The organism is Bacillus sp. BACIII (assembly GCF_057836745.1).
Genome location: NZ_CM174437.1, coordinates 2779300 through 2805000 on the forward strand (window position 1 = coordinate 2779300; position 25701 = coordinate 2805000).

A 25701-nucleotide genomic window follows, 5' to 3' on the forward strand; every position below is an offset into this window, starting at 1 on the left:
AACAAAGGCCGGACAAGCTTGATTTTACAGCATGTGCCAAGGACGGTCAATTATTTTTTGCCGCCCCGGCATCATGTTTACTATCATATTATGCTGGTCGCACTTGTCTTGTTCGCTCTCTGTTTATAAACTTCGTTACTCCGCTCCCATTTCTGTCCGCACGACATCCACGATTTTTGTGACATATTCGTCACAAAGCTCTTTTGTTCTCGCTTCCGCCATCACGCGGACGAGCGGCTCGGTGCCTGACGGACGCACTAATATCCGGCCGTCTCCGTTCATTTCTTTTTCCACTTCAGAAATAACCGCCTTCACCTTAGCGTTTTCTTCCACCTTATATTTATCCGTCACTTTCACATTTACTAAAAGCTGCGGGAATTTTTTCATTTCAGCCGCAAGCTCTGAAAGGGTTTTGCCGGACGCCTTCAGCGTATTCACAAGCATGATCGCGGACAAGAGCCCGTCACCGGTAGTGTTGTAATCAAGGAAAATAAGGTGCCCTGACTGCTCTCCGCCGACATTATAGCCGTCTTTTTTCATCGCTTCTACGACATAGCGGTCTCCGACTGCCGTTTGAACGCTTTTGATTTCTTCTTTTTCAAGCGCTTTGTAGAAACCGAGATTGCTCATCACGGTTGATACGACGGTATCATCTTTGAGACGGCCCTCTGATTTCAAATACTTCGCGCATATGTACATGATCTGATCGCCATCGACAATGTTTCCTTTTTCATCAACGGCAATGAGGCGGTCACCGTCGCCGTCAAATGCAAGGCCGATGTCGGCGTTTTTTTCTTTGACGAAAGCACTCAGCGCTTCCGGATGTGTAGAACCGACGCCGTCATTAATATTTAATCCGTTCGGAGACGTTCCCATTGTAGACACGTCAGCATCAAGATCGGCAAAAAGGTGAGTCGCAATGGAAGATGTCGCACCATGGGCGCAGTCAAGCGCTACATGAATGCCCGTGAAATCTTCGTCCGCCGTCTGCTTTAAAAATTGCAGATATTTTTGAACACCTTCGAAATAATCGTTCACAAGCCCGAGGTCCGCGCCTGTCGGTCTCGGCAGCTTATCTTCCGGTTCATCCATGAGACGTTCAATCTCGGCCTCCTGCTCATCGGAAAGCTTAAAGCCGTCTCCTCCGAAAAATTTAATTCCGTTATCCTGTACGGGATTGTGAGAAGCGGAAATCATGACGCCCGCCTCAGCATCCATGGCTTTCGTTAAATAGGATACCCCCGGTGTAGAAATGACGCCGAGGCGCATCACTTCAGCTCCGATCGATAAAAGTCCGGCGACAAGGGCTCCCTCCAGCATATGTCCGGAGATGCGTGTATCACGGCCGATCAGCACTTTCGGGCGCTGTTTATCTTTGGTCAGGACATAACCGCCAAAACGCCCCACTTTAAAGGCCAGCTCTGGCGTAAGCTCGCTGTTGGCAACACCTCTTACACCATCTGTTCCAAAATACTTGCCCATTTTGTATCGCTCCTTTTTCATTCTGTTGAAGATGAATCAGCGCTTGATCCGCCTTCATCCTGGTCTTGATTTTGATCCTGGTTTTGACTTTTATTCTGATCGCTGTCAGTGTCGTCTTCCCGGTTCTTGTTCTTGTCTTTGTCTGCGTCTCCGCTTGTGCCGTCATTATTGCCGGAATCGGCGGAGCCGCCGTTATTTTTATTTGAACTTGTGTTTTTCTTAGAAGTCAGCTTGATTTTAGCCGTGTCTTTGGACAGGGACCATGTGATGTTTTGCGGTCCGTTTACTGCAAGCTTTACAGAATGCTCTCCGTCCTCTAAGTCTGAGACATTGGCGTACAGTTCAATGTCCGACTTTTTCAGCGCCTTAATGTTGGCCGGGGAGCCTTTGGCCGTAATATTTATCGCCCGCGATTCTGGGTCGAGAAACTCAATCTGCTGCGAGCCTCCCAATCCGACCGTCTTGATTGCGACATTGTCAAAATCCTTTTTGTCTTCACTGTCCACCTTAACATGAAGCGTAATTTTCCCCGGTGACACCTTTGTCACACCCTTAGGAAGCGGGATGTCGGCATCTATATCCGTATCTTTATCAATTTTGCCTAAATCAAGAGATACGCCGTCGATAAACTCAAGTGAATCCAGTACGTCCTGCGGGCCGTAAACCGTCACCTCACTCGGATTCGAGTCAATGCTTGCAATGCTCACCCCGTCAGGAAGACTTCCCTTCCTTTCGATTTTGAAAGGGAGCTTTTTGCTCGGACTGGCCACGGGAACCGTCACTTTGATGACTGACGGTTCAACATCAACAGGAAGTGCGTTGCCGTCTTTGTCATAGACGGTCACCTTCACTTCCTTATCAATGGTTTCATTTGCATTTTCAAGGTTCACGGATGCTTTGACAAGCGAAATGTTGTCAATCACATTTTTCGAACCCGTAATCTGTACGTTTTTCGGGCTGATGATCGGCTGCTGGGGCGTATACCCCTTTTTCATTTTGCTTTTATTGTAGTATTCAACTTCAACCGGAAAACTCTCAGCCGTTTTTTCCTGAATCGTAACCGTCGTGACTGACGGGTTAATGGATATCGTCAGTCCGTCCGATACATTTTTCGCCTTCAATTCGACCTTATGAGTCCCGGTCTTCAGCTTGTTCATATCGGCGTATATCTCAAAATTCTTCGTCTGTCTCGCCTTTTTCACCGCGCTTGTCGATCCTTTAATCGTGACATTTACGGTCTGAGGCACGCCGGTGACCACGTAATTCGCTTCATCATAATATGCTTTTACAGGAATATCAGTAAGCGTAGCCTCGTCAGTCGTTGATGTCGGAAAAAAGGATTCCCCCGGCTTTTTCGGAGTCGGCGCCTGGTTGTTGTTAACCGCAACATAAAGCAGGAGCGCAAAGAGCAATGCAATGATCTTTACAGCCCAGCGGTTGTTTAAGAATTTATCCATTTTTCTTGCCCCTCCAGTACCAGCGGTTAGAAGAAGTATCTCTGGCGTTTTTCTTAAACTCAGCTTCAAGCATTTCTTTCAGTGCTTCTTCCGTCAATTCTCTGTGAAGGTCTCCGTTTTTGGCCACGCTGATGGCGCCCGTCTCTTCAGATACGATAATGGTTAAGCTGTCCGTCACTTCACTGATGCCGACAGCCGCTCTGTGCCGCGTCCCCAGCTCCTTTGAAATAAACGGGCTTTCAGAAAGCGGCAGATAACAGGCAGCCGCCGCGATCTCGTTATTTTTCATAATGACCGCTCCATCGTGCAGCGGCGTATTCGGAATGAAGATATTAATCAAAAGCTCCGAGCTGACCTGCGCATTAAGCGGGATGCCCGTCTCAATATAATCGCCCATTCCCGTGTCGCGCTCAATGGCGATGAGGGCGCCGATGCGGCGTTTCGCCATGTAGCTGATTGATTTTGTAATCGCTTCAATTGTCTTATGCTGCGCTTCCTCCACGGGGGTGCCGCTCCTTGAAAAGAACCGGCCCCGTCCGAGCTGTTCAAGCGCCCGTCTCAGCTCAGGCTGGAATATAATAATGATCGCTAAAAATCCCCATGTTATCGCTTGGTCCATCAGCCACTGAAGCGTACTGAGTCCCAAATATGAACTGGCCATCCGGACCAACACGATGACGACGATCCCTTTTAAAAGCTGAACCGCCTTCGTTCCGCGTATGACCATGATTAATTTATATATCACATACCAAACAAGGAGAATATCAACGGCATTGCCGAGGTATTGCAAAAATGGGATGTCCTCAAAAGCCATTTCCTCGTCCTCCAAGAATTCAGTCATTTCGTTTTTTGTTATGAATTGTGCTGCATGAGCAATATGTACATCATATAGCGTGCTCATTATACCACATTTTGATTTATCAAGTGAAATCAGCCAGCGCGGTGCTGCGTAAAAAAAGAGTAAAGCGATTATACGCTTTACTCATCTTTAATCGGAGTCTAAAGCACTCACGACGCCCTGACCCGCTGTTTTCAGTTCGTACCAGACCCAGTCAAACAATTCGTTAATTTCTTCAATCTGCCCGGTGACTTGTCCGGCTGAGGCCATGTATTTTTCTCCGTTAACCACGGTCACGTTGCCGTCGACTTTCCCTTTAATGACCAGCTTGCCGTTTTTTACTGTGACATCGCCCTTTACGGTCTCGCCTTCAGGGACGGTGACCGTGTGATTCTGCACGACAAGGTTCGGCTGCTTTGACACACTGAAATTGTGGTCGTTATGCCAGCTGTTGAAAAAACCGCCGCCCATTAAAATCACAAAAACCGCCGCGGCTGCAATTATCGGATGAGTTTTGATCCATCGTTTTACAGAAGCGCGTTTTTTCTCTTTTGGAAGATTCGCCATAACTTTGACAGTAAAATCAGCAGGGGCTGTGACATGCGATGTGCTCCGGACGAGCGCTACGGATTTCTCCATTTCATGAAAATGCCGTTTGCAATTCCCGCATGACCGCAAATGTTGTTTTAATACGTCTTCATCTTCAGGAAGGATATCTCCATCAAGATGCTTATGCATAAGCTGCACGATCTGTTCAGGACAGCTCATTTCATCACCCCACTTAAAGATCCCTTAATTGTTTTCTAAGAGCCTCTCTGCCTCTGTGTATCCTTGTCTTGACGGTGCCGACAGGGATATTCAGAATCTCCCCGATTTCAATTAAAGAGAGTTCATCAATATACTTTAATACAATAACCGTTCTGTACTTGTCAGGCAGCTTTAAAATCTTTTTCTGAATTGTGTCCGACAGCTCCAATGACAATACGGCGTCTTCAGGGAGAACCCCGTCCGCAGCGATCTGCGAATACATCGTCAGCCCCTCTGCACCCGCCACTTCTGCGTCCAGATAATAATCAGGCTTTTTCTTGCGGATACGGTCAATAGTCAGGTTGGTCGCAATTCTGTAAAGCCACGTTGAAAACTTTCTGTTGATGTCGAAACTGTCGATATTGACATACGCTCTGATGAAAGCTTCCTGCGCAATATCTTCCGCTTCGTGGACATTGCCGAGCATGCGGTAGCAAAGCTGGTAAATCTTATCTTTATAAAGGTCAACGATTTCCGCAAACGCATTTTGATCGCCTTTTTTGACTTGCTTGATTCTTTTTTTAATCAGGTTTTCCATGTTTTATCTTACCTCTGCCCTTCACCGGTCTGTATCTATACGTTGATTGTTTTAAAAGGTTTCATTTTTTTATTACATTTATTTTACCAAATTTCAGGCAGGGTGTAGATGGAAAATACAGAATATACTGCCTTAACAGCAGCTTAAAAATAGTATATCTGATGAACAATCAGAATTCGAGAAAAAATACCGATAAAAAAAAGACACCCTTATACAAAAGGTGTCTGAGACTGGGCTAGCTGGATTCGAACCAACGCATGACGGAGTCAAAGTCCGTTGCCTTACCGCTTGGCTATAGCCCAAAAATGGTGGAGGGGGGCAGATTCGAACTGCCGAACCCTGAGGGAGCGGATTTACAGTCCGCCGCGTTTAGCCACTTCGCTACCCCTCCGTATTTTTTGGAAAACAGTGCCGGCCAGAGGACTTGAACCCCCAACCTACTGATTACAAGTCAGTTGCTCTACCAATTGAGCTAGGCCGGCAAATATGGTGGAGGATGACGGGCTCGAACCGCCGACCCTCTGCTTGTAAGGCAGATGCTCTCCCAGCTGAGCTAATCCTCCATATGACCCGTACGGGATTCGAACCCGTGTTACCGCCGTGAAAGGGCGGTGTCTTAACCGCTTGACCAACGGGCCGTTGTGTCCGCGTCGAGCTGACAAAAGTTATTATATACAGGTTATACCCCTTTTGTAAAGAGAAAATTTATTTTTTTTATTTTCAAACTTTTTTACCCGTTTTTTAACTGAAAAACTCGTCCCTTCTCTCTTATTTCATTTAAGATGAAAGTATCAAAATATTGAAGGGAATGGACACAGATGATCTTAGTCAGCTCTTGTCTCGGCGGTATCGAATGCAGGTATAACGGCTCCCACGCCGCGTCGGAAAAAATCCGCAGACTCGTAGAGGAAAAGAAAGCTGTTATGGTCTGCCCCGAACTTTTGGGCGGCTTCACCACTCCCCGCGAACCGGCGGAAATCATCGGCGGCACGGGCGAAGACGTGCTGAACGGAACAGCAAGAATTGTAACGGCATCAGGTGAAGACGTTACATCTTTATATATAGACGGAGCGGAAAAAACGTTAGCATACGCAAAAGAAATAGGCGCCGCAACGGTCATCCTTAAAGAAAACAGTCCGTCCTGCGGCAGCAGCTTCATCTATGACGGCACTTTCTCCGGGAAAAAGATAATCGGGGACGGCATCACTTCCGCTCTATTAAAACGGGCAGGCTGCCGCGTGTTATCAGAAAATGAACTGGATCAACTATAAAAAGGAGAGTAGATATCATGGTTGCAGCCCTATCCTTTTATAAACCGGAGCATGCAGACGGCCTGAACGGGTTTGTACTCAGTGAAGAAGATAAAATGTTCACAGCTCTCCCGAAGGATGTACTGCCGCAGGCTCTTGTCATCCGGGAGCGCTATCCTACAGTCGTTTTAAAAGAAGACACCCCCGTCGGTTTTTTCATTTTACATACCTCAAAGGAAACCATAGCTCCATATTCGAACAGCGTGTCTGCCATTTTACTGAGCGCACTGTCCATAGATGCGCGGCAGCAAGGAAAAGGTTATGCCAAACAAGCGATGCTGCAGCTCCCCGCTTTTGCCGCAAATTATTTTCCTTGGTGTGACGAAATCGTGCTTGCAGTGAACCATCGCAATCATCGCGCAAAGAACCTGTACCAGTCTTCCGGTTTTATTGATAAAGGGCGTCGCAGGATCGGCCCCATCGGCGAACAGCACATTCTGCATCTTTTTTTGTGAAAGCGTTTGATTTTTTTCTTGAAACATATATTCAGAAGCCCATATACTTCAAGTAATAACGACTTGGGAGGGTACATTCATGACAGACCGGCTTAACATTCACAGATTGACCACAGAAACAAGAAACCCGCAGGCCGCTTCAATCCATCAAGCAGACACGATGGAAATCCTCCGCATCATTAACCAAGAGGACTTCAAAGTGGCGGACGCCGTTCAGCAGGTGCTGCCTGACATTGAAATTGCCGTTCAATTTGCCCATCAGTCTTTGCGGCGAAACGGCAGGCTGATTTATGCGGGAGCGGGCACAAGCGGCAGGCTTGGTGTACTTGATGCGGTTGAATGCCCGCCTACATACAGCGTAAGTCCCGGCACCGTCATCGGTCTGATGGCCGGAGGGGCAGACGCCTTTTTGCAAGCGGCTGAAGGTATAGAAGACAGCGAGGAAACCGGCGCTCTCGATCTCAAAACGATCGGCCTTACCGCTGAAGACACCGTGATCGCCATCGCTGCAAGCGGGCGCACACCGTATGCGGCCGGTGCGCTGAAATACGCAAAAACAATCGGCGCCAAAACAGTCGCGCTCACATGCAATAAGCACTCATTGATCAGTACCTTTGCCGATCACAGCATTGAAGTCGTCGTCGGCCCCGAAGTGATTACAGGGTCAACACGAATGAAAGCCGCAACAGCACATAAAATGATTCTGAATATGATTTCCACGGCCGTGATGATCAAAAGCGGCAAAGTGTACGAAAATTTAATGGTGGACGTTCATGTCAGCAACGAAAAATTGAAAGAACGGGCAATCGGCATTATCCAAAGCATTACGGGCGTTCCGTACGATAAAGCAAAAGAGACCCTTGAGGCCGCAGACAGCCATGTCAAAACGGCAATCGTCATGCTGAAGACGAATTCGGACAAAACACACGCGAAAGCACTGCTCGAAGAATCGGAAGGCTTCATTGACAAAGCCATAGAACAGCATGTTTCAAGCGAAACAAATCGCTGATCATTCTTTTGGCTCCGTCACTGATCATCATGTGCCTTTTACCAGCCCGCGCCGTTTTCATGATCGGCGCAGGCGCTTTCAGGACGCGTTTCAGGCACAGCTCCGCGGGAAAAATGGTACGGAAAGAGGAGGGTCTTCATGAGCAAAGAGGCATTTTATCAGTCGCTGGCCAAAGATATTCTGGACAACTGCGGCGGTTCATCGAATATTTCGGGCTTTACCCACTGTATGACACGCCTGAGAATTACGCCTTTAGATCAGGACAAAACGGATATTGAAGCGCTGAAGCGGCTTGACGGAGTAATAGGCGTCGTCGAAGCCGAAACACTGCAGATCATTCTCGGCACGGGTGTCGTCAATCATGTCGCCGACGCTTTCGCAAAACTGGTGTCACCCGGAAAAAACATTGATTTAAAAGAAGCCGCCTCACGGAAAAAAGCCGATCTCAACAGAAAAAACACAACACCCATCACACTGCTTCTAAGAAAAATATCAAGCATCTTCATTCCTCTTATTCCCGCACTCATTGCATCAGGTTTAATCACCGGCATGACGAAAGCCGTCATTCAGGCCGGCTGGCTCCCGAAAGAATCTCAAATCGCACTTATTTTAACGGTTATCGGTTCAGGCTTATTCGCTTACCTCGGCGTCCTTGTCGGTATCAATGCGGCGAAGGAATTCGGCGGAACACCCGCGATGGGCGGCCTTGCAGGCATATTGATCTTAAACCCCGAGATCGCCAATATCAGTTTGTTCGGAGAGAATCTGCTCCCGGGCAGGGGAGGTTTAATCGGCGTTCTTTTCGCTGCGATTTTTATCGCTTATACCGAACGGTTTATCAGAAAGTATGTCCATCAATCCATCGACATTATCGTCACGCCAACTTTGTCTTTGCTCATCACCGGACTGGTGACATATGTCATCTTCATCCCTGCAGGCGGTTTTATTTCTGATTTGATTACATCAGGTTTATTGTCGCTGCTGAATGTCGGGGGAGTGCTGTCGGGATTTGTATTAGGAGCCGCCTTCCTGCCGCTTGTCATCACCGGCCTGCATCAAGGCTTGACTCCCGTGCATTTGGAACTCATCCGATCCATCGGGGATGACCCGCTTCTGCCGATTCTCGCAATGGGAGGCGCAGGTCAAGTAGGCGCGGCCTTCGCCATCTTTATGAAAACAAAAAAAGCCTCATTGAAAAGAGCGATTGGAGGCGGACTTCCATCCGGTCTGCTCGGAATCGGGGAGCCGCTCATCTTCGGCGTCACACTCCCGCTCGGCCGGCCGTTTTTAACAGCGTGTTTAGGGGCGGGTATCGGAGGCGCCTTTCAAGCTCATTTTCAAGTAGCGACTTTTTCAATCGGTGTCTCCGGCCTTCCGCTCTCTTTTCTCGTACAGCCGGCTCAAATCGTTTTGTATATCATCGGTCTCTTCATCTCTTATGCGGCGGGCTTTGTCTTCACCTATGCTTTCGGATTTAAGGATGACATGGCTGCTGAATTTGAATAAGCCGGGAGGGAACAGAATATGAAAACACTGGCAGCCGCCGTACTCACCATGGTCATCAGCCTCTCTTTTCTGCCGCAGCACAAAGCCGGAGCCCAATCTAAATTATACGACACAGCAAAACTCAGAAAGGTTGATCAAATGATTGAAAAAGACATCGCAGCAGGATTCCCGGGAGCCGTCCTCGTCGTCGTAAAGGACGGACGGGTGATCAAAAAGAAAGCATACGGCTACAGCAAAAAATATGACGGGAACAGCCTTTTATCCCGTCCGAAAAAAATGAAAACATCAACCATGTTTGATTTAGCTTCCAACACAAAAATGTTTGCGGCGAATTTTGCATTACAGCGCCTCGTCAGCCAGGGAAAGCTGGATGTGTATCAAAAAGTCTCGGCTTACCTTCCCGATTTCAAAGACAGGAAAAGCGATCCGATAGAAGGAAAAGACCGCATACGCGTCATTGATGTGCTGCAGCATCAATCCGGTCTGCCGGCAAGCTTTTATTTTTATAAGCCGGACACCGCAGGCCCTTTTTATTCACAAGAACGGGACAAAACGATTCGTTTTCTCACCCGGATCCCGCTTGAATACAAATCGGGAACAAAACACGTATACAGCGATATCGGTTACATGCTGCTCGGCTGCATCATTGAAAACATAACCGGAAAAACCCTTGATGCCTATGCGGAACAAGAACTGTACAAACCGCTGAAACTGACGCACACACTGTTTAACCCGCTGCAAAAAGGCTTCAAAGAAAAAGCATTCGCAGCTACTGAACGTTTAGGCAACACACGTGACGGGGTTATCCATTTTCCTCATATCAGGACGTATACGCTGCAAGGGGAGGTTCATGACGAAAAAGCATTTTACTCAATGGGAGGGGTGTCCGGCCATGCAGGACTGTTTTCAAGGGCTGATGACATGGCCGTCCTACTGCAAGTCATGCTGAACGGCGGCAGTTACAAACACGTTTCTCTCTTCACTCGGCAAACGGCCGATCTGTTCACAACAGCGGCATCCTCTGACCCGACTTTCGCTCTTGGCTGGCGGAAAAACGGCAGCCCTGATATGGAGTGGATGTTCGGCCCTTATGCAAGCAGGCAGGCTTACGGCCATACCGGATGGACCGGCACCGTCACGATCATTGACCCCGCTTATCATCTCGGGATCGCGCTTTTGACCAACAAAAAGCATTCCCCCGTCGTCAGCCCCGGTGAAAATCCGAATGTTTTTGAAGGGGACCTTTTCCCGACCGGAAGCTACGGCAGCGTCGTAAAAGCGATTTACGAAGCCATTGAATGACAACCTATGTCTTTTGTCCAAACTATGACGGCAGGAGGGCGCCATTATGAAACTTATCATCTCAGCTGTATTACTGTTGTTTATTGTTTTCGGCACGCATCATGCATCGACAAAACCGGACATTCCGTCACAAGCGGAACAAACGGTATCCCGCATGACATTAGATGAGAAAATAGGGCAGATGCTCATGCCTGACTTCCGCAATTGGCAAAAAAAGGGGCAGTCATCACCTGAGGCTCTTACTCAAATGAATGACGAAGTCGCAGGGCTTATTCAAAAGTACCGATTCGGCGGCGTTATCTTATTTGCAGAAAATGTAAAAAACACTGAACAAACGGTCCGCCTGACAGATGCCTTTCAAAAAGCAAGCCCTGACATTCCGCTATTATTAAGCATTGATCAAGAAGGCGGCATCGTAACAAGACTTGGTGAGGGCACTCATTTCCCAGGCAATATGGCACTCGGAGCCGCAAGAAAAACAGCCTACGCATCCCAAACCGGCGCCATTATCGGGAAAGAATTGAAAGCACTCGGCATTAATACAAATTTCGCTCCCGTTCTCGATATCAATAATAATCCAGGAAATCCGGTCATCGGCGTCAGGTCATTCAGTTCAGACCGTGATCTGACAGCGTCACTCGGCCTTGCCTCAATGAAGGCTCAGCAAAAACAGGATGTCGCTTCCGCCGTCAAACATTTCCCGGGACACGGCGACACGGATGTCGACAGCCACTACGGCCTTCCGCTTGTCACCCACGGTCAAGAAAGGCTGCGGCAGATCGAACTGTATCCGTTCCGTCAGGCCATTCAGGCGGGGGCCGATATGATCATGACAGCCCATGTGCAATTTCCCGCTTTTGACGATACAACCTATAAAAGCAAGCTGGACGGTTCAGACATTCTTGTACCCGCCACACTCTCGAAAAAAGTGATGACTCATCTTCTCCGTGAGGAAATGGGGTTTAACGGCGTCATCGTGACGGATGCATTAAACATGAAAGCCATTGCCGATCATTTCGGCCAGGAAGAGGCGGTCGTCATGGCAATAAAAGCAGGAGTCGACATCGCCCTGATGCCGGCCCAAGTGACATCGCTGCAAACAGAAAACCGCTTTGCCCAAGTTCATTCCGCTTTAAAAAAGGCGGTTCAAAAAGGGGATATTCCTCTTCAGCAAATCAACAAATCGGTGGAGCGCATCATTTCCCTGAAAATAAAACGAGGGATATATCCCGCTCCGAAAGAAACAAGTCTGAAAAAGAAGATGGCAAAAGCACATAAAACTGTCGGCAGCAAAAACCATCTGAAAGCAGAAAAACAAATCGCGGAAAGATCCGTCACCGTCTTACAAAACAAAAACCGCACGCTCCCATTCAAACCGAAAAAGAACAGCCGCATTCTCCTTGCCGCTCCTTATGAAGATCAAACAGCGTCAATGGAACAAACCATTCGGCAGCTCATCAAAAAGAAAAAAATCCGGCCGGTAACCATCAGTAAAATGAACTTCGCCGAGCGCACTTTTCATGATGAGCACAAAAAGCTGGTATCAGACGCTGATTACGTCATTACAGGCTCATATGTCGTAAAAAATGATCCTGTCGTAAACGACGGCGTCATTGACGATTCCGTCACAGATCCCGGCAAATGGACGACCGCGTTTCCGAGGGCCGTCATGAAGGCTGCGCAGTCGAACCAAAAACCCTTTGTGCTGATGAGTCTTCGGAATCCTTACGACGCCGCGAATTTTGAAGAAGCTGACGCCCTTATCGCAGTCTACGGGTTTAAAGGATATGCAGACGGACAATTTCTCCAGCCAAACATTCCGGCAGGCATTGAAGCGATATTCGGGCAGACAAAACCGAAAGGCAGGCTGCCCGCTGCTATTCCTTCCGTCACCCATCCGGGAACGACACTGTATCCTTATGGTTTCGGTATCAACCTGAAGACCGGAAAACCGCTTTAAACAGGAGGGCTGATCATGAAAACACATACGGCTGCACTTCTCGCCGGACTGGTCGTCATCAGTGCTATGACGGCAGTCTCGGCGGCTTCTGACAGAAACACACACACTGCCAAAAAACCAAGCATCCAAACAGGCATTGACCGCCTGCTGAAAGATTATAAACAAGAACTGAAGGGAAAAAGAATCGGACTGATCACTAATCCGACCGGTGTGAACTCAACATTAAAAAGTAGCGTTGACGTGCTTTATGAGGCACAAGACATGCATTTGACGGCATTATTCGGACCCGAGCACGGTGTTCGCGGCGACGCTCAGGCCGGAGACAAAGTCACATCCTATATAGATGAAAAAACAGGGCTTCCCGTCTACAGCCTGTACGGAGAAACGAGGAAACCGACGCCTGACATGCTGAAAGATACCGATGTGCTGATTTTCGATATTCAGGATGTCGGAATGCGATACTACACCTACATTTATACAATGGCCTATGCCATGGAGGCGGCCAAAGAAAAAGGCATTCCTTTTTATGTCTTGGACCGGCCGAATCCGCAAGGCGGACGACATCCGGACGGCCCGGTTCTTGAACCTGACTACGCTTCATTTGTCGGACTGTATCCAATCCCGCTGAAACACGGCATGACCATCGGCGAGCTTGCTCTTTTATTCAATAAAGAGTTTCATATTGGCGCCGACCTCACCGTCGTAAAGATGAAGCGCTGGAAGCGGACAATGACCATTGAAGATACCGGCCTGCCGTTCGTCCTCCCTTCGCCTAACATCCCGACCCCGGACAGCATATTCGCTTATTCGGCGACAGGACTAATCGAAGGCACGAACGTATCTGAAGGAAGGGGCACGACAAAGCCGTTTGAACTTATCGGCGCACCTTATATGAAAAGCACCGAGCTCGAAGAACGCCTTAACAGTCTCAAGCTTCCGGGCGTCACCTTCAGAGCCGCTTCATTTATCCCCAGCTTCTCCAAGCACCAGGGCAAGCTATGCCACGGCGTACAAGTCTACGTAACAAACAGAAACACCTTTGAAGCGGCAAAAACAGGGCTCTCCATTCTGAAAACCATGCATGACTTATATCCGAATGACTTCTCATTTCTGCCGACAGGAGCTTTTGACAAGCTGATCGGCAACGGCTGGGTACGCAAAAAAATAGAACAAGGCGCTTCCATTCAAGACATCACCAGCACCTATCAACGCCGGCTTGACCAATTCAAGCTTGTAAGAAAGCAATACCTCATATACTGACAACATTCGTGTTACACGTGTAACATTTTGACGCATTTCACATTTCCGCTTTTTATAGGAAAACATTCATTTATTTGGTACAATTCAAATGATAACAGTTATCATTTAAATGAATGTTTCCTAAAAGGTGGTTTCTCATGAAAAACACATTATTCTTTCACCCAATTGATATCATCTCCGTAAAAAAAACAGCAGACCTTTTGTCAGAGCATCAGCTCACTGATTCCCCGGTACTGATCTTTCATGTGACAGGCGAGGGACAAATTGATATCGGAACAGACAGCTTCCCGCTGCAGAAGGAGACGCTCTACATCTGTCCTTGTGATGAGACATTCAATATTGACCCTGCACCGTCAGACGGCATCCATTTGTATATCGTCAGACTCCGTATTTTCTCATATTCATCAGATTATAAAGCGATGCTTCCGGATAACGGGGGAGACATCTTCCGCGGACTTCAGCAAATGAATTTGCAAACGGTTGAACACCTGACAAGCCGGCTTCAGTCACTTTCCGAAAACGCGCGATCGGCAGATGAATTGCAGAAAATGAAATCAACAGCCGACTTTCAGCAGCTGATGTACGACCTTTATGCCGCAAAAGTGTGCCATCAAAACAATACAAAAGCGGCGATCGAACAGACTAAACAATTCATACATGCACAATCCGACACAAAAATCACACTCACCCAGCTTGCTCAAATGGCGGGAATCAGTCCTAAGCATTACAGTGAAACCTTTAAAAAACTATATGGACAAAGCGTAACAGAATATATCACAGACATCCGCATAACCAATGCGAAAAAACTGATGGCCAAGGCCAGCTGCAAACTGCGGGAAATCGCTCATCAAATCGGCTACCAAGACGAATTTTATTTCAGCCGCATCTTTAAAAAACATACGGGCAGCTCACCTACAAGCTATATGAAAAAAAGGCGCACAAAAATGGCCGCGTACGGGAAAGAAATGATGGGACATCTGATTCCTCTGCATCACGTGCCTTACGCTGCAACGCTTCATCCGAAATGGACGGCCTATTACTATAAACAATTCTCTTCAGAACATTCCCGTGCACCTCAGCGCTTACCGCTATAACGCAAATTGGGAAGAGAACCTGCATACGCTGTCTCAAGCTGCGCCGGACATCATTTTCAGTCTGGATTCTGTCAGTGAAGAAGAAAAACAGCGTCTGAATGACATCACCGAAGTTTTCTACATTCCGACTCAAGACAATTGGAAAGACCAGTTTCTTCACGCAGCTGCATATTTGAATGAAGAACAGGAAGCACGGCACTGGCTTGAAGCCTATCAAAATCTCGTATACTCAGCAAAAGATGCTCTTGAACACGTGCGGCATCAGCGTTTCTTATTTGTCCGTATATATAAAGAAAATATGTATATCGCCCATAACAACAGCATTGAGGATGTTTTCTTCGGTGATCTGGGCTTTGCCTCCGCAAAACCGGAATCTTTTGCTCCCGACGAAAAGATTTCATTGGAAATGCTGGCGGATTGCCAGGCTGACTGCATCATGCTTTTCACTTGCAAAGAACCGGAAACGCTTCGCTATTTTCAGCGCATTCAGCAGTCTGAAATATGGCAGAACCTTAGAGCCGTCAGCCATAAACGAGTGTTTCCCGTTTCATCTGACCCGTGGATTGAATATTCTCCAAGCGGGCATCAGCGGATGATTGAACAAAGCATTTCCTTTTTTTCCGAAGATCGTCCATGGTAATACCGGAAATTGTCCATGGTCTTATCTTTGTTCATTCTCTATAATTCCAATTGATAATAGTTATCAATTGAACAGGAGGAACAATAGATGAAGAAATTGGCATTCGCTTTCATGATTTTGCTTTTGGCTTTCACGGCCGCGGCTTGCGGAAGCTCAGAAACATCTGATACAGCAAGTAAAGGTAAGGACGCTTCTTCAAATAAAAAGAAAATCGAATATCTCGGAAAAACATATGAAGTCAAAGCGCCGACTGACAAAATCGCCATTACGGGCAGCGTAGAATCAATGGAAGACGCCAAATTGCTCGACGTCCATCCGGCAGGAGCGATATCATTCTCCGGCAAATTCCCGGAACTGTTTAAAGATATTACAGATAAATCCGTATCAACAGGTGAAAAAATGCAGCCGAATATGGAGAAAATTCTTGAACTGCAGCCGGACGTCATTCTGGCATCAACCAAGTTCCCTGAAAAAACGATAAAAAAATTGAGCGGCACGGCTGAGACCATTCCTGTCTCTCATATCTCATCAAACTGGAAAGAGAACATGATGCTGCTTGCCCAGCTTACAGGCAAAGAGGAAAAAGCAAAAAAAATCATTGCTGATTACGATCAGGATCTGAAAAAGACGAAAACAAAGATGAACAGCAAAGCAAAACAGGCAAACGCACTGGTCATCAGAATCAGACAAGGAAATATTTACATTTATCCTGAACAAGTTTATTTCAACTCTACGCTTTACGGTGATTTAGGCCTGAAGGCGCCGGACGAAGTGAAAGCGGCGAAAGCGCAGGAGCTGATTTCTCTTGAAAAATTAAGCGAAATGAACCCCGACCATATATTCGTACAATTTTCTGATGATGAAAACGCAGATAAGCCGGACGCTTTGAAGGACTTAGAGAAAAATCCGATTTGGAAGAGCCTGACGGCAGTCAAAAAAGACCATGTATACGTCAATACGATCGATCCATTAGCCCAAGGCGGTACCGCTTGGAGTAAAATCCGCTTCTTACAGGTTGCGGCTGACAAATTGACTCAAGACTAATAAAGAGTAGGTTTTTCACATGTATGCAAAACGGCGGACACACATTATTATCATCGCTTCACCGATTGCCATTGTTCTGTCACTGCTGCTTTCCGTTTTATACGGTGCAAAGCAGCTTGACTTCCATACCGTGTTCTCCGCATTGCTGCACTTTAATCCGGAGAATACCGACCATCAGATCATATGGCATTCAAGAATCCCGAGGGCGGTTGGCGCGATGTTTATCGGCGCCGCCCTTGCTGTTTCCGGGGCGCTCATGCAGGGAATCACACGGAACTATCTGGCCTCGCCTTCGATCATGGGTGTGTCGGACGGCTCCGCTTTTATCATTACCCTTTGCATGGTATTGCTCCCTCAATCAACATCCATTGAAATGATCATATACTCGTTTATCGGTTCCGCATTCGGCGCTACCCTTGTTTTCGGGCTGGCCTCCATTCTTCCCGGCGGTTTTACCCCGGTGCAGCTTGCCATTATCGGAACGGTGACCAGTATGCTTCTCAGCAGTCTGTCGGCTGCGCTTTCGATTTATTTTCAAATCTCGCAGGATCTCAGTTTTTGGTACAGTGCGAGACTGCATCAAATGAACCCTGATTTTTTGAAACTGGCCGTCCCGTTTTTTGCACTCGGAATCATCACAGCCATGATTCTCAGCAAAAAGGTCACAGCCGTATCATTAGGAGACGACATTTCAAAAAGTCTGGGACAGCAGAAAAGAACCATCAAACTCATGGCAATGGCGGCCGTTGTCATATTGACCGGAAGCTCGGTGGCGCTCGCCGGAAAAATTGCCTTTGTCGGTTTGGTCGTTCCGCACATCACCCGTTTTCTCGTCGGATCGGACTACAGCCGGCTGATTCCCTGTGCGTGCATCATCGGCGGCGTCTTCCTGACCCTGTGCGACCTTGCCAGCCGATTGATCAATTATCCGTTTGAGACGCCTATTGAAGTTGTCACTTCTATCATCGGTGTTCCTTTCTTTCTTTATTTGATTAAAAGAAAAGGAGGGGATCAGCGTGGTGCGTAAAATGGCCGGAATCTATATCATTCTGATTGCTCTCATCCTGCTCGTAAGTTATTTCAGCATGACCAGCGGGTCTTTTTCAGCAAAACCGGGTGAACTGCTCAGTGCGCTTTTCCGCATCCATCCGAATCCTCAATATGACATTTTGCTGTTTCAGCTGAGGCTGCCGCGTATTGTCATGGCGGCTGCCGTCGGACTCGGATTGGGGGTAGCCGGAGCCGTTATTCAGGCCGTTACCAAGAACGGGCTTGCCGATCCCGGCATTTTGGGCATCAATGCCGGAGCCGGTGCGGGAATCGTCATGTTTATGCTTCTGTTTCAGGGTCAATCTGAAGCGACGGCGCTTGCCTCCGCAATGGGCATGCCTGTCTTTGGGCTCATCGGCGGATTGATGGCGGCCGTGCTGATTTATATTTTCGCCTGGCACCGGGGGCATTTAGAATCCGGAAGAATTATTCTTGTGGGCATCGCCATGAATTCCGGATTCAGCGCGCTGTCTTTATTTCTTTCATTAAAAATGGACCCGCAGGATTATGAGATGGCGATGGTCTGGAAGAACGGCAGCATCTGGTCAGCAAACTGGATGACCATTACCGCAATACTGCCGTGGCTGATCGTGTTCATTCCTCTGCTGATGGCGAAAACGTCATTGCTGGATACCATTCGTTTCGATGAGGACACGGTGAAAAGCCTCGGAGTCTCAACCAATAAAGAAAAAACCATTTTACTCGTTGCCTGCATCGCTTTGATCAGCGCATGTGTAACCGCAGCGGGCAGCATGGCATTTGTCGGACTGATCGCGCCTCATATTTCCCGCAGGCTTGCCGGCATTGAACACAGATATTCATTACCTGTCAGCGGACTGGTCGGTATGCTGCTCGTCATATCCGCTGATTTTGCGGGCAAATTATTCTTTCAGCCTTCAGAGGTTCCGGCGGGCATTATTCTTGCGATTCTCGGCGTTCCTTATTTCTTTTTTCTTCTGTTTAAGCAAAAAAAGGGGTTGGATGCTTGAGAGGCACACTTACAAAACACCGGATAAACGGAAAGGAATGCACGGTGTACCTTCCTCCCTCCACTCCGGTTCAAACAAAGGCTTTACCCTGTGCCTACGTGCTTGATGGGGGCGATTTGTTTTTAGAGCAGATGGAGAAGCTTGAACTCCGATTCGCAAACGGAAAACTCCCTGAATTGATTCTCGCCGGCATCAAACCGGATAACAGGCTCGATGAGTACACGCCATGGCCTGTGCCTTCCCTGAGTCCTGCGTTTCCTGATTTCGGCGGCAAAGGGAGCCTCTTTCTTGAGGAGCTGACAAATGTCATCATTCCAACGGTTGAAAGTATGCATCCCATGTCTGCCGATCCGGATACAAGAGGACTGATCGGCGCATCATTAGGAGGACTGTTTTCGATATATGCGATGGTACTGAAGCCTGAGACATTCGGCAGAATCGGCTGTATTTCCGGGTCCTTTTGGTATGAAAAATCGGCTGACTTTGTCCGCTCCGCGTCTTTGCAGCCGGCACGGCAGCGTATCTACATGTCTGTCGGGAGCCGTGAAGCAGAGCATAAAAACAACATTCAAAACACCATGATCCAAAAAAATCGAGACGTGCATGAAAGCCTGAGGCAAAAAGGCTTTTCTCAAACGCAGCTCTCTTTCACGGTCGAAGGAGGCGCCGTGCACCATCAAGAAGCGTTCAAAAGACAATTCAATTCAGCTCTAAGCTGGCTATACGGAAAAAACCGCTCACGTGGCTGAGCGGTTTTTTTCATACTTCATCACGACCGGTTTAAGTTCAAAACGTCTCAGCAAATAGCCGAACAAAGCGGCAAGGATTTGCTGAAAAAGCATCCCGATGACGACCGGAACCGCCACTTGGGACGGAAAAAAAGAAACGGCAAGAACGGCTCCCGCACTGATATTACGCATGCCTCCCGTATAAATCAGAGACACAATTTCATCCCGGCTCCGCTTCATCAGCCTTCCGATCAGCCAAGCCACGGCATAACCCGTCATGGCAATAAAAAATACCATAGCCGCGATGCCCGCAAACTTGATATCCACGTGCGTGATATACGGCGCAATTTCCGAACTGTTAATGGCGATGACAATCATCAGACAGATTTTTGAAAATGGAGACAGCGTCCGGCTTATCGCCTGAGTCCTTAGCGGCGGAGAAAACTGGTTGACCATCATCCCTGCAATAGACGGGATCACCACCATTTCCGCCAGCCCTTTCATCATTCCCCATACATCCATCTGAACATTCGCCCCGGCCAGGACAGAAAGGCTTAACGGTACGATAAAAGGAGACAGCACGGTATCAACAAGGATAATAGACAGCGTCAATCCGACATTTCCCTTATACATCGCAGCCCAAATCAAACTCGTAATTCCGGTCGGGATTACCACACCCATAATCAGCCCCGTCACGGTTAAAGGGTCATCGCTGAATATCAGATGGCCGCTTCCCCATGCAAAAACAGGCATGAAAATATGCAGAACAAACAATGCCATAATCATCGGGAGCGGCTGCTCAATACTGCGCTTCAGCGATTGAAAATTGGCACTCAGACTGCCCGTAAATGTAATAAATGCAAAAATCCACGGCACAGCCCCGGCCATCCAGCTGATATGCTGAGATAACAGCACACCCGCCGCCACACTTGACGGAGTCAACAGCGGCATGATTCTCCCCAACACTTGGTTCAACTTCTGAAGCCACATCATATGCAAGTCCCCTATATACGGTTTTCAAGTCTCATTCATTATAACAATGCACACCGGCGAATTTAACCGAAAAAAAGCCCGGATATATTCATCCGGACTTCACAAATTCTATGCCATTTGTTTCATTAAATCTCGGCTTTTCTGATTTAATCCCTTTAATTCAGCTTCAATCCCATATTCTTTACATTTGCCGATAATTTTCTCAAGAGCCGCCGCTCCAGAATCATCCCACACGTGAGCATCAGTCAAATCAATGACAATCCGCTTCACGCCTTCATCATAAACGATGGCATTCATCAGCTCAGACACGGAAGCAAAAAAGATCTGTCCCGTTACCTTATATGTCGTTGAGGAAAGGAATGGTTAACAAAGAGTATCATATTAAATGTTAAGAGAATGCACAAGACCGGGTAAATCAGAAAAGAAAACGGCTCTCACTGGAGCCGCTTCCGCTTTTATAAAAGTTCCGGATCAGACACAAGAATGGTTTTTATTGCACTGATATCCTTTCTTTCTTTTGTCACCGGGTCGATGCCCATGAGATGATCAATGGCTTCTTCATAATTCTTCAGTTCTGTCTTTTCAGTAATGAAGTCATAGAGCTGGGGGAGATCGGAGGCGCATGCTAACGCGGCTTCCATGATCTGCCGGGCTTCACCTGTGCCCACAATCGTCACGCCGTTTGACAGCAGCTGGTACGGCCTGACCGTCATCTCATACGTATCATCAAAGCCCATCGGCACAATTCTGCCTCCCTTTTCAATAAAAGGATAAGCCCAATCAAGCTGGTTGCCGATCGCGTCAAATATCACATCAAATTTTCTTCCTTGATTAATCCGTTTCACTTCATCTACAGTCAATGCTTCAGGATGGTAGACATAATCCGATATCCGGCTTGCCGCCTCGCTCCGGAAACTGCCTATTTCAGTCGCAACCGTCAATCGCGCCAGTTTTTTTACCATCATTTGCACAAGCAGTCCGATCGGTCCGGACCCCAAAACCAAAACCGAGTCCTCCGGCTGAATCGAAGCCTTATCCACAACATTCAGCACACAGGAGAGAGGTTCAACCAATGTGGCCCGCTCCCATTCCATTGAATCCGGAATTTTGTACATGAACCTGTCTTCCCCCACGTAATATTCCGCAAACGTCCCGTGCGCCCCGATTCCGAGCTGCCAATCCTCAAAGGTTTCGCAATAACACGTCAGCCCTCTCCGGCAATAATGGCATTTCCCGCAAAATTGCGTAGGATCTATCACGACGCGGTCTCCGACTTTTACATTTGTCACGTCCGGTCCGACTTCCGTGACCGCTCCCACGGATTCATGCCCCATAATCATATGATGGGTCGCATTCATTTTTCCCTTCAGCACATTTAAGTCCGTGCCGCAGATTCCGGTGCCGAAAATTTTCACCTTCACATCATTGGATTTTCGAATTTGAGGCTCGTCCACCTCTTGATATTCAAGCTTATCATTAGGAGTCCAGACCAACGCTTTCATATCTCTCTTCCTTTCTGCCCCAGCGGATTTGGTCTAATAATGTTTGATGAAGCTCCTTCGTTGATGCCGCAATACACGATTGCTGATTCTGATAACTTAAATCTGTCAGAAGCGTTTCGTCCAAAGACCGGCCGTACGCATCTGTAATGACCACTCCCGCTTTCTTTGCCAAAAAGACGCTTGCGGCAATATCATAAGGAAATAAGTGCAGCACCTGTCCGTTCCCGACCTGCTGAAAATCTGAAAGCAGTTCCGGATCATCTTTCAGCAGACGATTGCCGATATCCACATAAGCATCCATCTGCCCCGTAATAATTCGTGAAATCGAATAAGAAGCGCTGTTGAAAACAAAGACTCCGCCGTTATTGGCCGACCGGTCAATCAAATGACCGTATGCCTCCGTCATCAGCTGCGCCGGATGCCCGTTAAACTCAAGGCTCCAAAACATATTCTTAATATCCTGCACTCCGCTCAAATTCGGCAATTCTCCCTGATACCCCTCAAACTGAATGGCATCGCTGTAAATATCACCGTACATATAAGCGCCCGATTTCAATTCAAGCAAAAAAGCAAATTCGATATCCTTAATCTTTGCGTTTGGCTTATATGAAGCAAGCGCAATCGAAATACATGACATTTCAAGCCCCGCGGCGGCCGGACGCGTTCCGTCTATCGGATCTACAATTAAAATATATTGCGGATCTTCTCCAATCAGCTTCAGACCGCCATCCTCCGTGTAAAAAGCAACCGGATGGCCCTTTTCTTGGATATAATCCAGCACCGCCTCCTCAGCAGCGGCGTCTATATTAAATTGCGCGTCGCCTCCAGGTGAATATCCGTTAACAAGCCGGTTTTTCAGTGTGCCTTTTTGATTTTTCACCTTTTGATAAACAAATTGTCCAAGCTCAATGATATAGTCTCTCACTTGATTTCCTCCAATAGCTTGCGAAGTCTGTAGCAGAGCACCTCAGCTTCACTAAGTGTAATGGTTAAAGGCGGACGGATTTTAAATACATTTCCGAATCCGTAACGGGATGTCCGGAGAATCAGCCCGTAATCCATCGCCCGTTTGGCAATATAATTGGTCAATTCCACATCCGGTTCATTGTTCTCTTTGACAATTTCCACACCGATCATCAGACCGACGCCTCTTACTTCAGAAATAAAAGCAAAATCCTCTTTCATCGTTTCTAAGCAATCCATAATATAATGACCGACTGTCGTTACGTTCTCCAAAAATCCCGGACGCTGCATGATATCTATGGTTTTACAAGCGGCAGCGGCGGCCATCACATTTGACCCGTACGTGAAGGAGTGCGTATACCCCGGAAGCCCGGTGTACTTGTCCTCCGTCAGAGTGGCTGCGACTTGGAAGCCTGTGCCTCCGAGCCCTTTTGCTACCGTCATCATATTAGGTTTTACATCGAAATGGTCCGCGGCAAACATTTTGCCCGTCCGTCCGAACCCGGTCTGAATTTCATCAAAGATCAGGGCGATTTCATGTTCATCACAAAGCTTCCTCAGCTGTTTAAAATACTCTTTAGGCGGGACGACGTTTCCGCCATTTCCGGATATCGGCTCAATAATCATGGCGGCAATTTTTCCATTGCTCGCATACTCAATAAAATCGTTAATTCTTTCTACGCACAGCATACCGCACGAATCCGGTTTCTGATTATAAAAACAGCGGCTGCAATAGGGATCTGGAACTTGTAAGCCAAAAGAAATTTGCGGCGGGAAAGGTTCTTTTCTGAATGAGTTGCCGGACAAAGCGGAAGTCATATACGTTTGTCCGAGGTGGCTTCGAAATAAGGAGATGACATCGGTTTTTCCGGAGTAATACTGAGCCATTTTAATAGCTCCTTCATTTGCACCGGAACCGCTGCTGACTTTAGGGTGTACTTTTGTGAGATTATCGGGGGCGATTTCTACTAGTTTTTCTGCTAATTTATTTACGGCATCTGTTTGAAAGGACGATGTCACATGGATCAGCTTGTCGGCTTGATCTTTAACCGTATCAATGACCTCTTTGTTACCGTATCCTAAATTCAAGTTAAACGTGGCAGAGGCGCAATCAATATACTCATTTCCCTCTTGGTCGTACAGGTAAATCCCTTCTCCGCGCTCCATGACTACATCGTCAACACTGTAATACAAGCTGTCTGGATTCGTGATTTCCTTCGTTCCCACAAATACCACCCCTATGAAATTATTAGAAACTCGCTTTTTATCGTATTAATTATTGAAAATAATGTCAACGATCTTTCTTGTAAAAAATGTTAACAATTTGTTAACGTTACCATAAGGGATGTACGTGAAAAGGTTATGTGATATAGTAACAATACTTGGATTTTTTGTAAAAACAACGTGTCATACATGTAGAGAGAAAAATTATTTTACCAATAAGGAGATAAAATGATGAAAACTCGTCTGCTGTGGATAAGCTGTTTCTCTTATGGATCGATTGCTTTTACACTTGTCATTCTTGGAGCCGTACTGCCTGAGTTACTCACACATTATTCACAAAGCTACAGTAATGGCGGAGTATTAGTATTTTCTCAGTTCATGGGCTTCCTCATAGGTGTTATCGGAATGCCTTACATGGTGAAAAAACTCGGACGCAAAAACGCCGTTATCTTTGGGCTGGCGCTCATCAGCTGTGAGATTTTCATCACCTTCCTCCCGCCCTGGCCGCTGCTCTTTCTTCTCGTCAGCCTCGCAGGACTTGGCGCAGGATTGGTGGAATCTTGCGTAGGCACAATCATCCTCACGGCTATAAAAGAAAGACAAGCCGTGGCCATGAGCAAGATGGAAGTGGCATACGGATTAGGGGCGCTGTTCATGCCTCTGCTCTCAGGCTTTCTTATCAACAACCACATGTGGACAATTGCTTTCTTAGTATTAGGGTTATCCAGTTTTGCACTTTTAATCGCATGGAAGCAAATGAGTTTCGGCAGCATTGATGAGCTTCTCATACGCAAAGAGGTCTCTTCTGATGATACTAAAAAGAAAAGCCCCGGGTATCGGTCACACGGACTGCTGTTTATTGCGCTGGCGGCTGCTTATTTCTTCTTTTACGGCGGCAGTGAAGTTTCAATTGTGCATTTTATCCCCTCCATCTTCGCTGAAAAATGGGATATCCCCAGCTCCTTGGCAACGATAACAGTAACAGTGTATTGGACCGGGATGATTATCGGCAGGTTATTAACAGGCCCGGTATCTGAAAAGCTGACCTATCACCGTTATCTCCGGATCATAAGTATTGGCGGTCTGGCTGCACTTGCTGTACTAGCTTTAAGTAAAAACGTATGGTTTGGTTTTGCCCTTTGTTTCTTCTTAGGATTGTTCATGGCCGGCATGTTTGCAATTGCCCTGATCATCACCAATCATTTTTACCCCGGAAAGACAGAAACGACCACCAGTATTCTGCTCGCTTCAAATGGATTAGGAGGTTCACTGCTTCCGATCGCTGTCGGCTGGAGCTTAGATGAATATCCCGCCCAAACCGCATTCTGGCTGTTTACCGCACTGATGCTTCTTATGCTGCTGATTGTATTCAGTTTAAGAATGCTCGAGACAATAAAATCACACAGTCTTCAAAATCACACCAGCAAAACAAAATCAATATAAACAAAAAAGCTAATGCCTTGGAAAGGCATTAGCTTTATATATACACATCTTTCATATAAAAAACCCAGTTCATGATGAACTGGGTCAAGATCGCTTGGCGGCGTCCT

21 protein-coding genes, 5 tRNA genes, 1 rRNA gene and 2 pseudogenes (1 of these 29 only partly in view) are annotated in these 25701 nt (G+C 47.2%); 13 read left to right on the forward strand and 16 right to left on the reverse strand.

Annotated features, from left to right (window positions below; translation table 11 throughout):
* Positions 1 to 135: 135 nt before the first annotated feature.
* The 10 genes from glmM to ACXN9U_RS13490 all read right to left on the reverse strand — a co-directional run bounded on the left by glmM (position 136) and on the right by ACXN9U_RS13490 (position 5760).
* Positions 136 to 1482 (reverse strand): phosphoglucosamine mutase, encoded by a 1347-nt coding sequence (gene glmM, locus ACXN9U_RS13445; RefSeq protein WP_016936920.1) that lies wholly within the window; start codon positions 1480 to 1482, stop codon positions 136 to 138.
* Positions 1483 to 1499: 17 nt separating this feature from the next.
* The gene (gene cdaR / locus ACXN9U_RS13450) at positions 1500 to 2939 is read right to left on the reverse strand and encodes a CdaA regulatory protein CdaR (RefSeq protein ID WP_489201789.1); all 1440 of its coding nucleotides are present in this window, start codon (positions 2937 to 2939) and stop codon (positions 1500 to 1502) included.
* Positions 2932 to 3753, reverse strand: a complete 822-nt coding sequence (gene cdaA / locus ACXN9U_RS13455) for a diadenylate cyclase CdaA (RefSeq protein ID WP_003156763.1) — start codon at positions 3751 to 3753, stop codon at positions 2932 to 2934. Before cdaA ends, cdaR begins: the two co-directional genes overlap by 8 nt.
* Before the next feature lie 174 nt (positions 3754 to 3927).
* On the reverse strand, positions 3928 to 4545 hold the full coding sequence (rsiW, locus tag ACXN9U_RS13460) for an anti-sigma-W factor RsiW (RefSeq protein ID WP_489201790.1): 618 nt from the start codon (positions 4543 to 4545) through the stop codon (positions 3928 to 3930).
* Between the two features lie 13 nt (positions 4546 to 4558).
* The gene (gene sigW / locus ACXN9U_RS13465) at positions 4559 to 5122 is read right to left on the reverse strand and encodes an RNA polymerase sigma factor SigW (protein WP_003156766.1); all 564 of its coding nucleotides are present in this window, start codon (positions 5120 to 5122) and stop codon (positions 4559 to 4561) included.
* 230 nt (positions 5123 to 5352) lie between these two features.
* Positions 5353 to 5424 (reverse strand) — tRNA-Gln (locus ACXN9U_RS13470).
* A 4-nt stretch (positions 5425 to 5428) separates the two neighbouring features.
* Positions 5429 to 5513: transfer RNA gene (locus ACXN9U_RS13475), tRNA-Tyr, on the reverse strand.
* A gap of 18 nt (positions 5514 to 5531) precedes the next feature.
* Positions 5532 to 5604: transfer RNA gene (locus ACXN9U_RS13480), tRNA-Thr, on the reverse strand.
* A gap of 5 nt (positions 5605 to 5609) precedes the next feature.
* Positions 5610 to 5685, reverse strand: a tRNA-Val gene (locus tag ACXN9U_RS13485).
* Between the two features lie 3 nt (positions 5686 to 5688).
* Positions 5689 to 5760 (reverse strand) — tRNA-Glu (locus ACXN9U_RS13490).
* Between the two features lie 180 nt (positions 5761 to 5940).
* On the opposite strand from ACXN9U_RS13490, the gene ACXN9U_RS13495 reads away from it, so the two are divergent.
* The 12 genes and pseudogenes from ACXN9U_RS13495 (at position 5941) to ACXN9U_RS13550 (ending at position 19490) form a co-directional block, all read left to right on the forward strand.
* A complete protein-coding gene (locus ACXN9U_RS13495; protein WP_045926346.1) occupies positions 5941 to 6393 on the forward strand; it encodes a 2-thiouracil desulfurase family protein in 453 nt (150 codons plus the stop codon).
* Between the two features lie 17 nt (positions 6394 to 6410).
* Positions 6411 to 6887, forward strand: coding sequence for a GNAT family N-acetyltransferase (locus ACXN9U_RS13500; protein ID WP_016936924.1), 477 nt, complete (start codon positions 6411 to 6413; stop codon positions 6885 to 6887).
* Between the two features lie 79 nt (positions 6888 to 6966).
* Positions 6967 to 7896, forward strand: coding sequence for an N-acetylmuramic acid 6-phosphate etherase (gene murQ, locus ACXN9U_RS13505; RefSeq protein WP_489201791.1), 930 nt, complete (start codon positions 6967 to 6969; stop codon positions 7894 to 7896).
* 138 nt (positions 7897 to 8034) lie between these two features.
* Entirely contained in the window at positions 8035 to 9402 is a 1368-nt protein-coding gene (locus ACXN9U_RS13510) for a PTS transporter subunit EIIC (protein WP_489201792.1), read from the forward strand.
* 18 nt (positions 9403 to 9420) lie between these two features.
* Positions 9421 to 10704 carry a penicillin binding protein PBP4B gene (gene pbp4b / locus ACXN9U_RS13515; protein WP_489201793.1) on the forward strand — a complete coding sequence of 428 codons (1284 nt, stop codon included), beginning with the start codon at positions 9421 to 9423 and terminating at the stop codon, positions 10702 to 10704.
* Positions 10705 to 10750: 46 nt separating this feature from the next.
* Positions 10751 to 12664, forward strand: coding sequence for a glycoside hydrolase family 3 protein (locus ACXN9U_RS13520; RefSeq protein WP_489201794.1), 1914 nt, complete (start codon positions 10751 to 10753; stop codon positions 12662 to 12664).
* A gap of 15 nt (positions 12665 to 12679) precedes the next feature.
* Positions 12680 to 13924 carry an exo-beta-N-acetylmuramidase NamZ family protein gene (locus ACXN9U_RS13525; protein WP_489201795.1) on the forward strand — a complete coding sequence of 415 codons (1245 nt, stop codon included), beginning with the start codon at positions 12680 to 12682 and terminating at the stop codon, positions 13922 to 13924.
* 137 nt (positions 13925 to 14061) lie between these two features.
* A pseudogene (gene btr / locus ACXN9U_RS13530) lies at positions 14062 to 15658 on the forward strand (bacillibactin transport transcriptional regulator Btr).
* 87 nt (positions 15659 to 15745) lie between these two features.
* Positions 15746 to 16702 carry an iron-hydroxamate ABC transporter substrate-binding protein gene (locus ACXN9U_RS13535; RefSeq protein WP_045926353.1) on the forward strand — a complete coding sequence of 319 codons (957 nt, stop codon included), beginning with the start codon at positions 15746 to 15748 and terminating at the stop codon, positions 16700 to 16702.
* A gap of 19 nt (positions 16703 to 16721) precedes the next feature.
* Positions 16722 to 17729, forward strand: coding sequence for a FecCD family ABC transporter permease (locus tag ACXN9U_RS13540; protein WP_489201796.1), 1008 nt, complete (start codon positions 16722 to 16724; stop codon positions 17727 to 17729).
* Position 17730: 1 nt separating this feature from the next.
* Positions 17731 to 18741 carry an iron ABC transporter permease FeuC gene (gene feuC, locus ACXN9U_RS13545; RefSeq protein WP_489202500.1) on the forward strand — a complete coding sequence of 337 codons (1011 nt, stop codon included), beginning with the start codon at positions 17731 to 17733 and terminating at the stop codon, positions 18739 to 18741.
* Positions 18738 to 19490: an alpha/beta hydrolase gene (locus ACXN9U_RS13550; protein WP_489201797.1), complete on the forward strand. Its 753-nt coding sequence runs from the start codon at positions 18738 to 18740 to the stop codon at positions 19488 to 19490. The genes feuC and ACXN9U_RS13550 overlap by 4 nt, the downstream gene beginning before the upstream one ends.
* Here ACXN9U_RS13550 and ACXN9U_RS13555 read toward each other — a convergent pair.
* The 5 genes and pseudogenes from ACXN9U_RS13555 to ACXN9U_RS13575 form a co-directional block, all read right to left on the reverse strand.
* Positions 19479 to 20420: a bile acid:sodium symporter family protein gene (locus ACXN9U_RS13555; RefSeq protein ID WP_489202501.1), complete on the reverse strand. Its 942-nt coding sequence runs from the start codon at positions 20418 to 20420 to the stop codon at positions 19479 to 19481. The two genes, ACXN9U_RS13550 and ACXN9U_RS13555, sit on opposite strands and share 12 nt — an antisense overlap.
* Positions 20421 to 20570: 150 nt before the next feature.
* A pseudogene (locus tag ACXN9U_RS13560) lies at positions 20571 to 20807 on the reverse strand (STAS domain-containing protein); the annotation flags it as partial.
* A 110-nt stretch (positions 20808 to 20917) separates the two neighbouring features.
* Positions 20918 to 21964, reverse strand: a complete 1047-nt coding sequence (locus ACXN9U_RS13565; RefSeq protein ID WP_060963734.1) for a zinc-dependent alcohol dehydrogenase — start codon at positions 21962 to 21964, stop codon at positions 20918 to 20920.
* Positions 21939 to 22889 carry an inositol monophosphatase family protein gene (locus ACXN9U_RS13570; RefSeq protein ID WP_489201798.1) on the reverse strand — a complete coding sequence of 317 codons (951 nt, stop codon included), beginning with the start codon at positions 22887 to 22889 and terminating at the stop codon, positions 21939 to 21941. Before ACXN9U_RS13570 ends, ACXN9U_RS13565 begins: the two co-directional genes overlap by 26 nt.
* Positions 22886 to 24154 carry an aspartate aminotransferase family protein gene (locus tag ACXN9U_RS13575; protein ID WP_016936939.1) on the reverse strand — a complete coding sequence of 423 codons (1269 nt, stop codon included), beginning with the start codon at positions 24152 to 24154 and terminating at the stop codon, positions 22886 to 22888. Before ACXN9U_RS13575 ends, ACXN9U_RS13570 begins: the two co-directional genes overlap by 4 nt.
* 228 nt (positions 24155 to 24382) lie before the next feature.
* Here ACXN9U_RS13575 and ACXN9U_RS13580 point away from each other — a divergent pair, with 228 nt between their 5' ends.
* Positions 24383 to 25594: an MFS transporter gene (locus ACXN9U_RS13580; protein WP_489201799.1), complete on the forward strand. Its 1212-nt coding sequence runs from the start codon at positions 24383 to 24385 to the stop codon at positions 25592 to 25594.
* Positions 25595 to 25686: 92 nt separating this feature from the next.
* Here ACXN9U_RS13580 and rrf read toward each other — a convergent pair.
* A 5S ribosomal RNA gene (gene rrf, locus ACXN9U_RS13585) occupies positions 25687 to 25701 on the reverse strand (it continues 101 nt past the right edge of the window).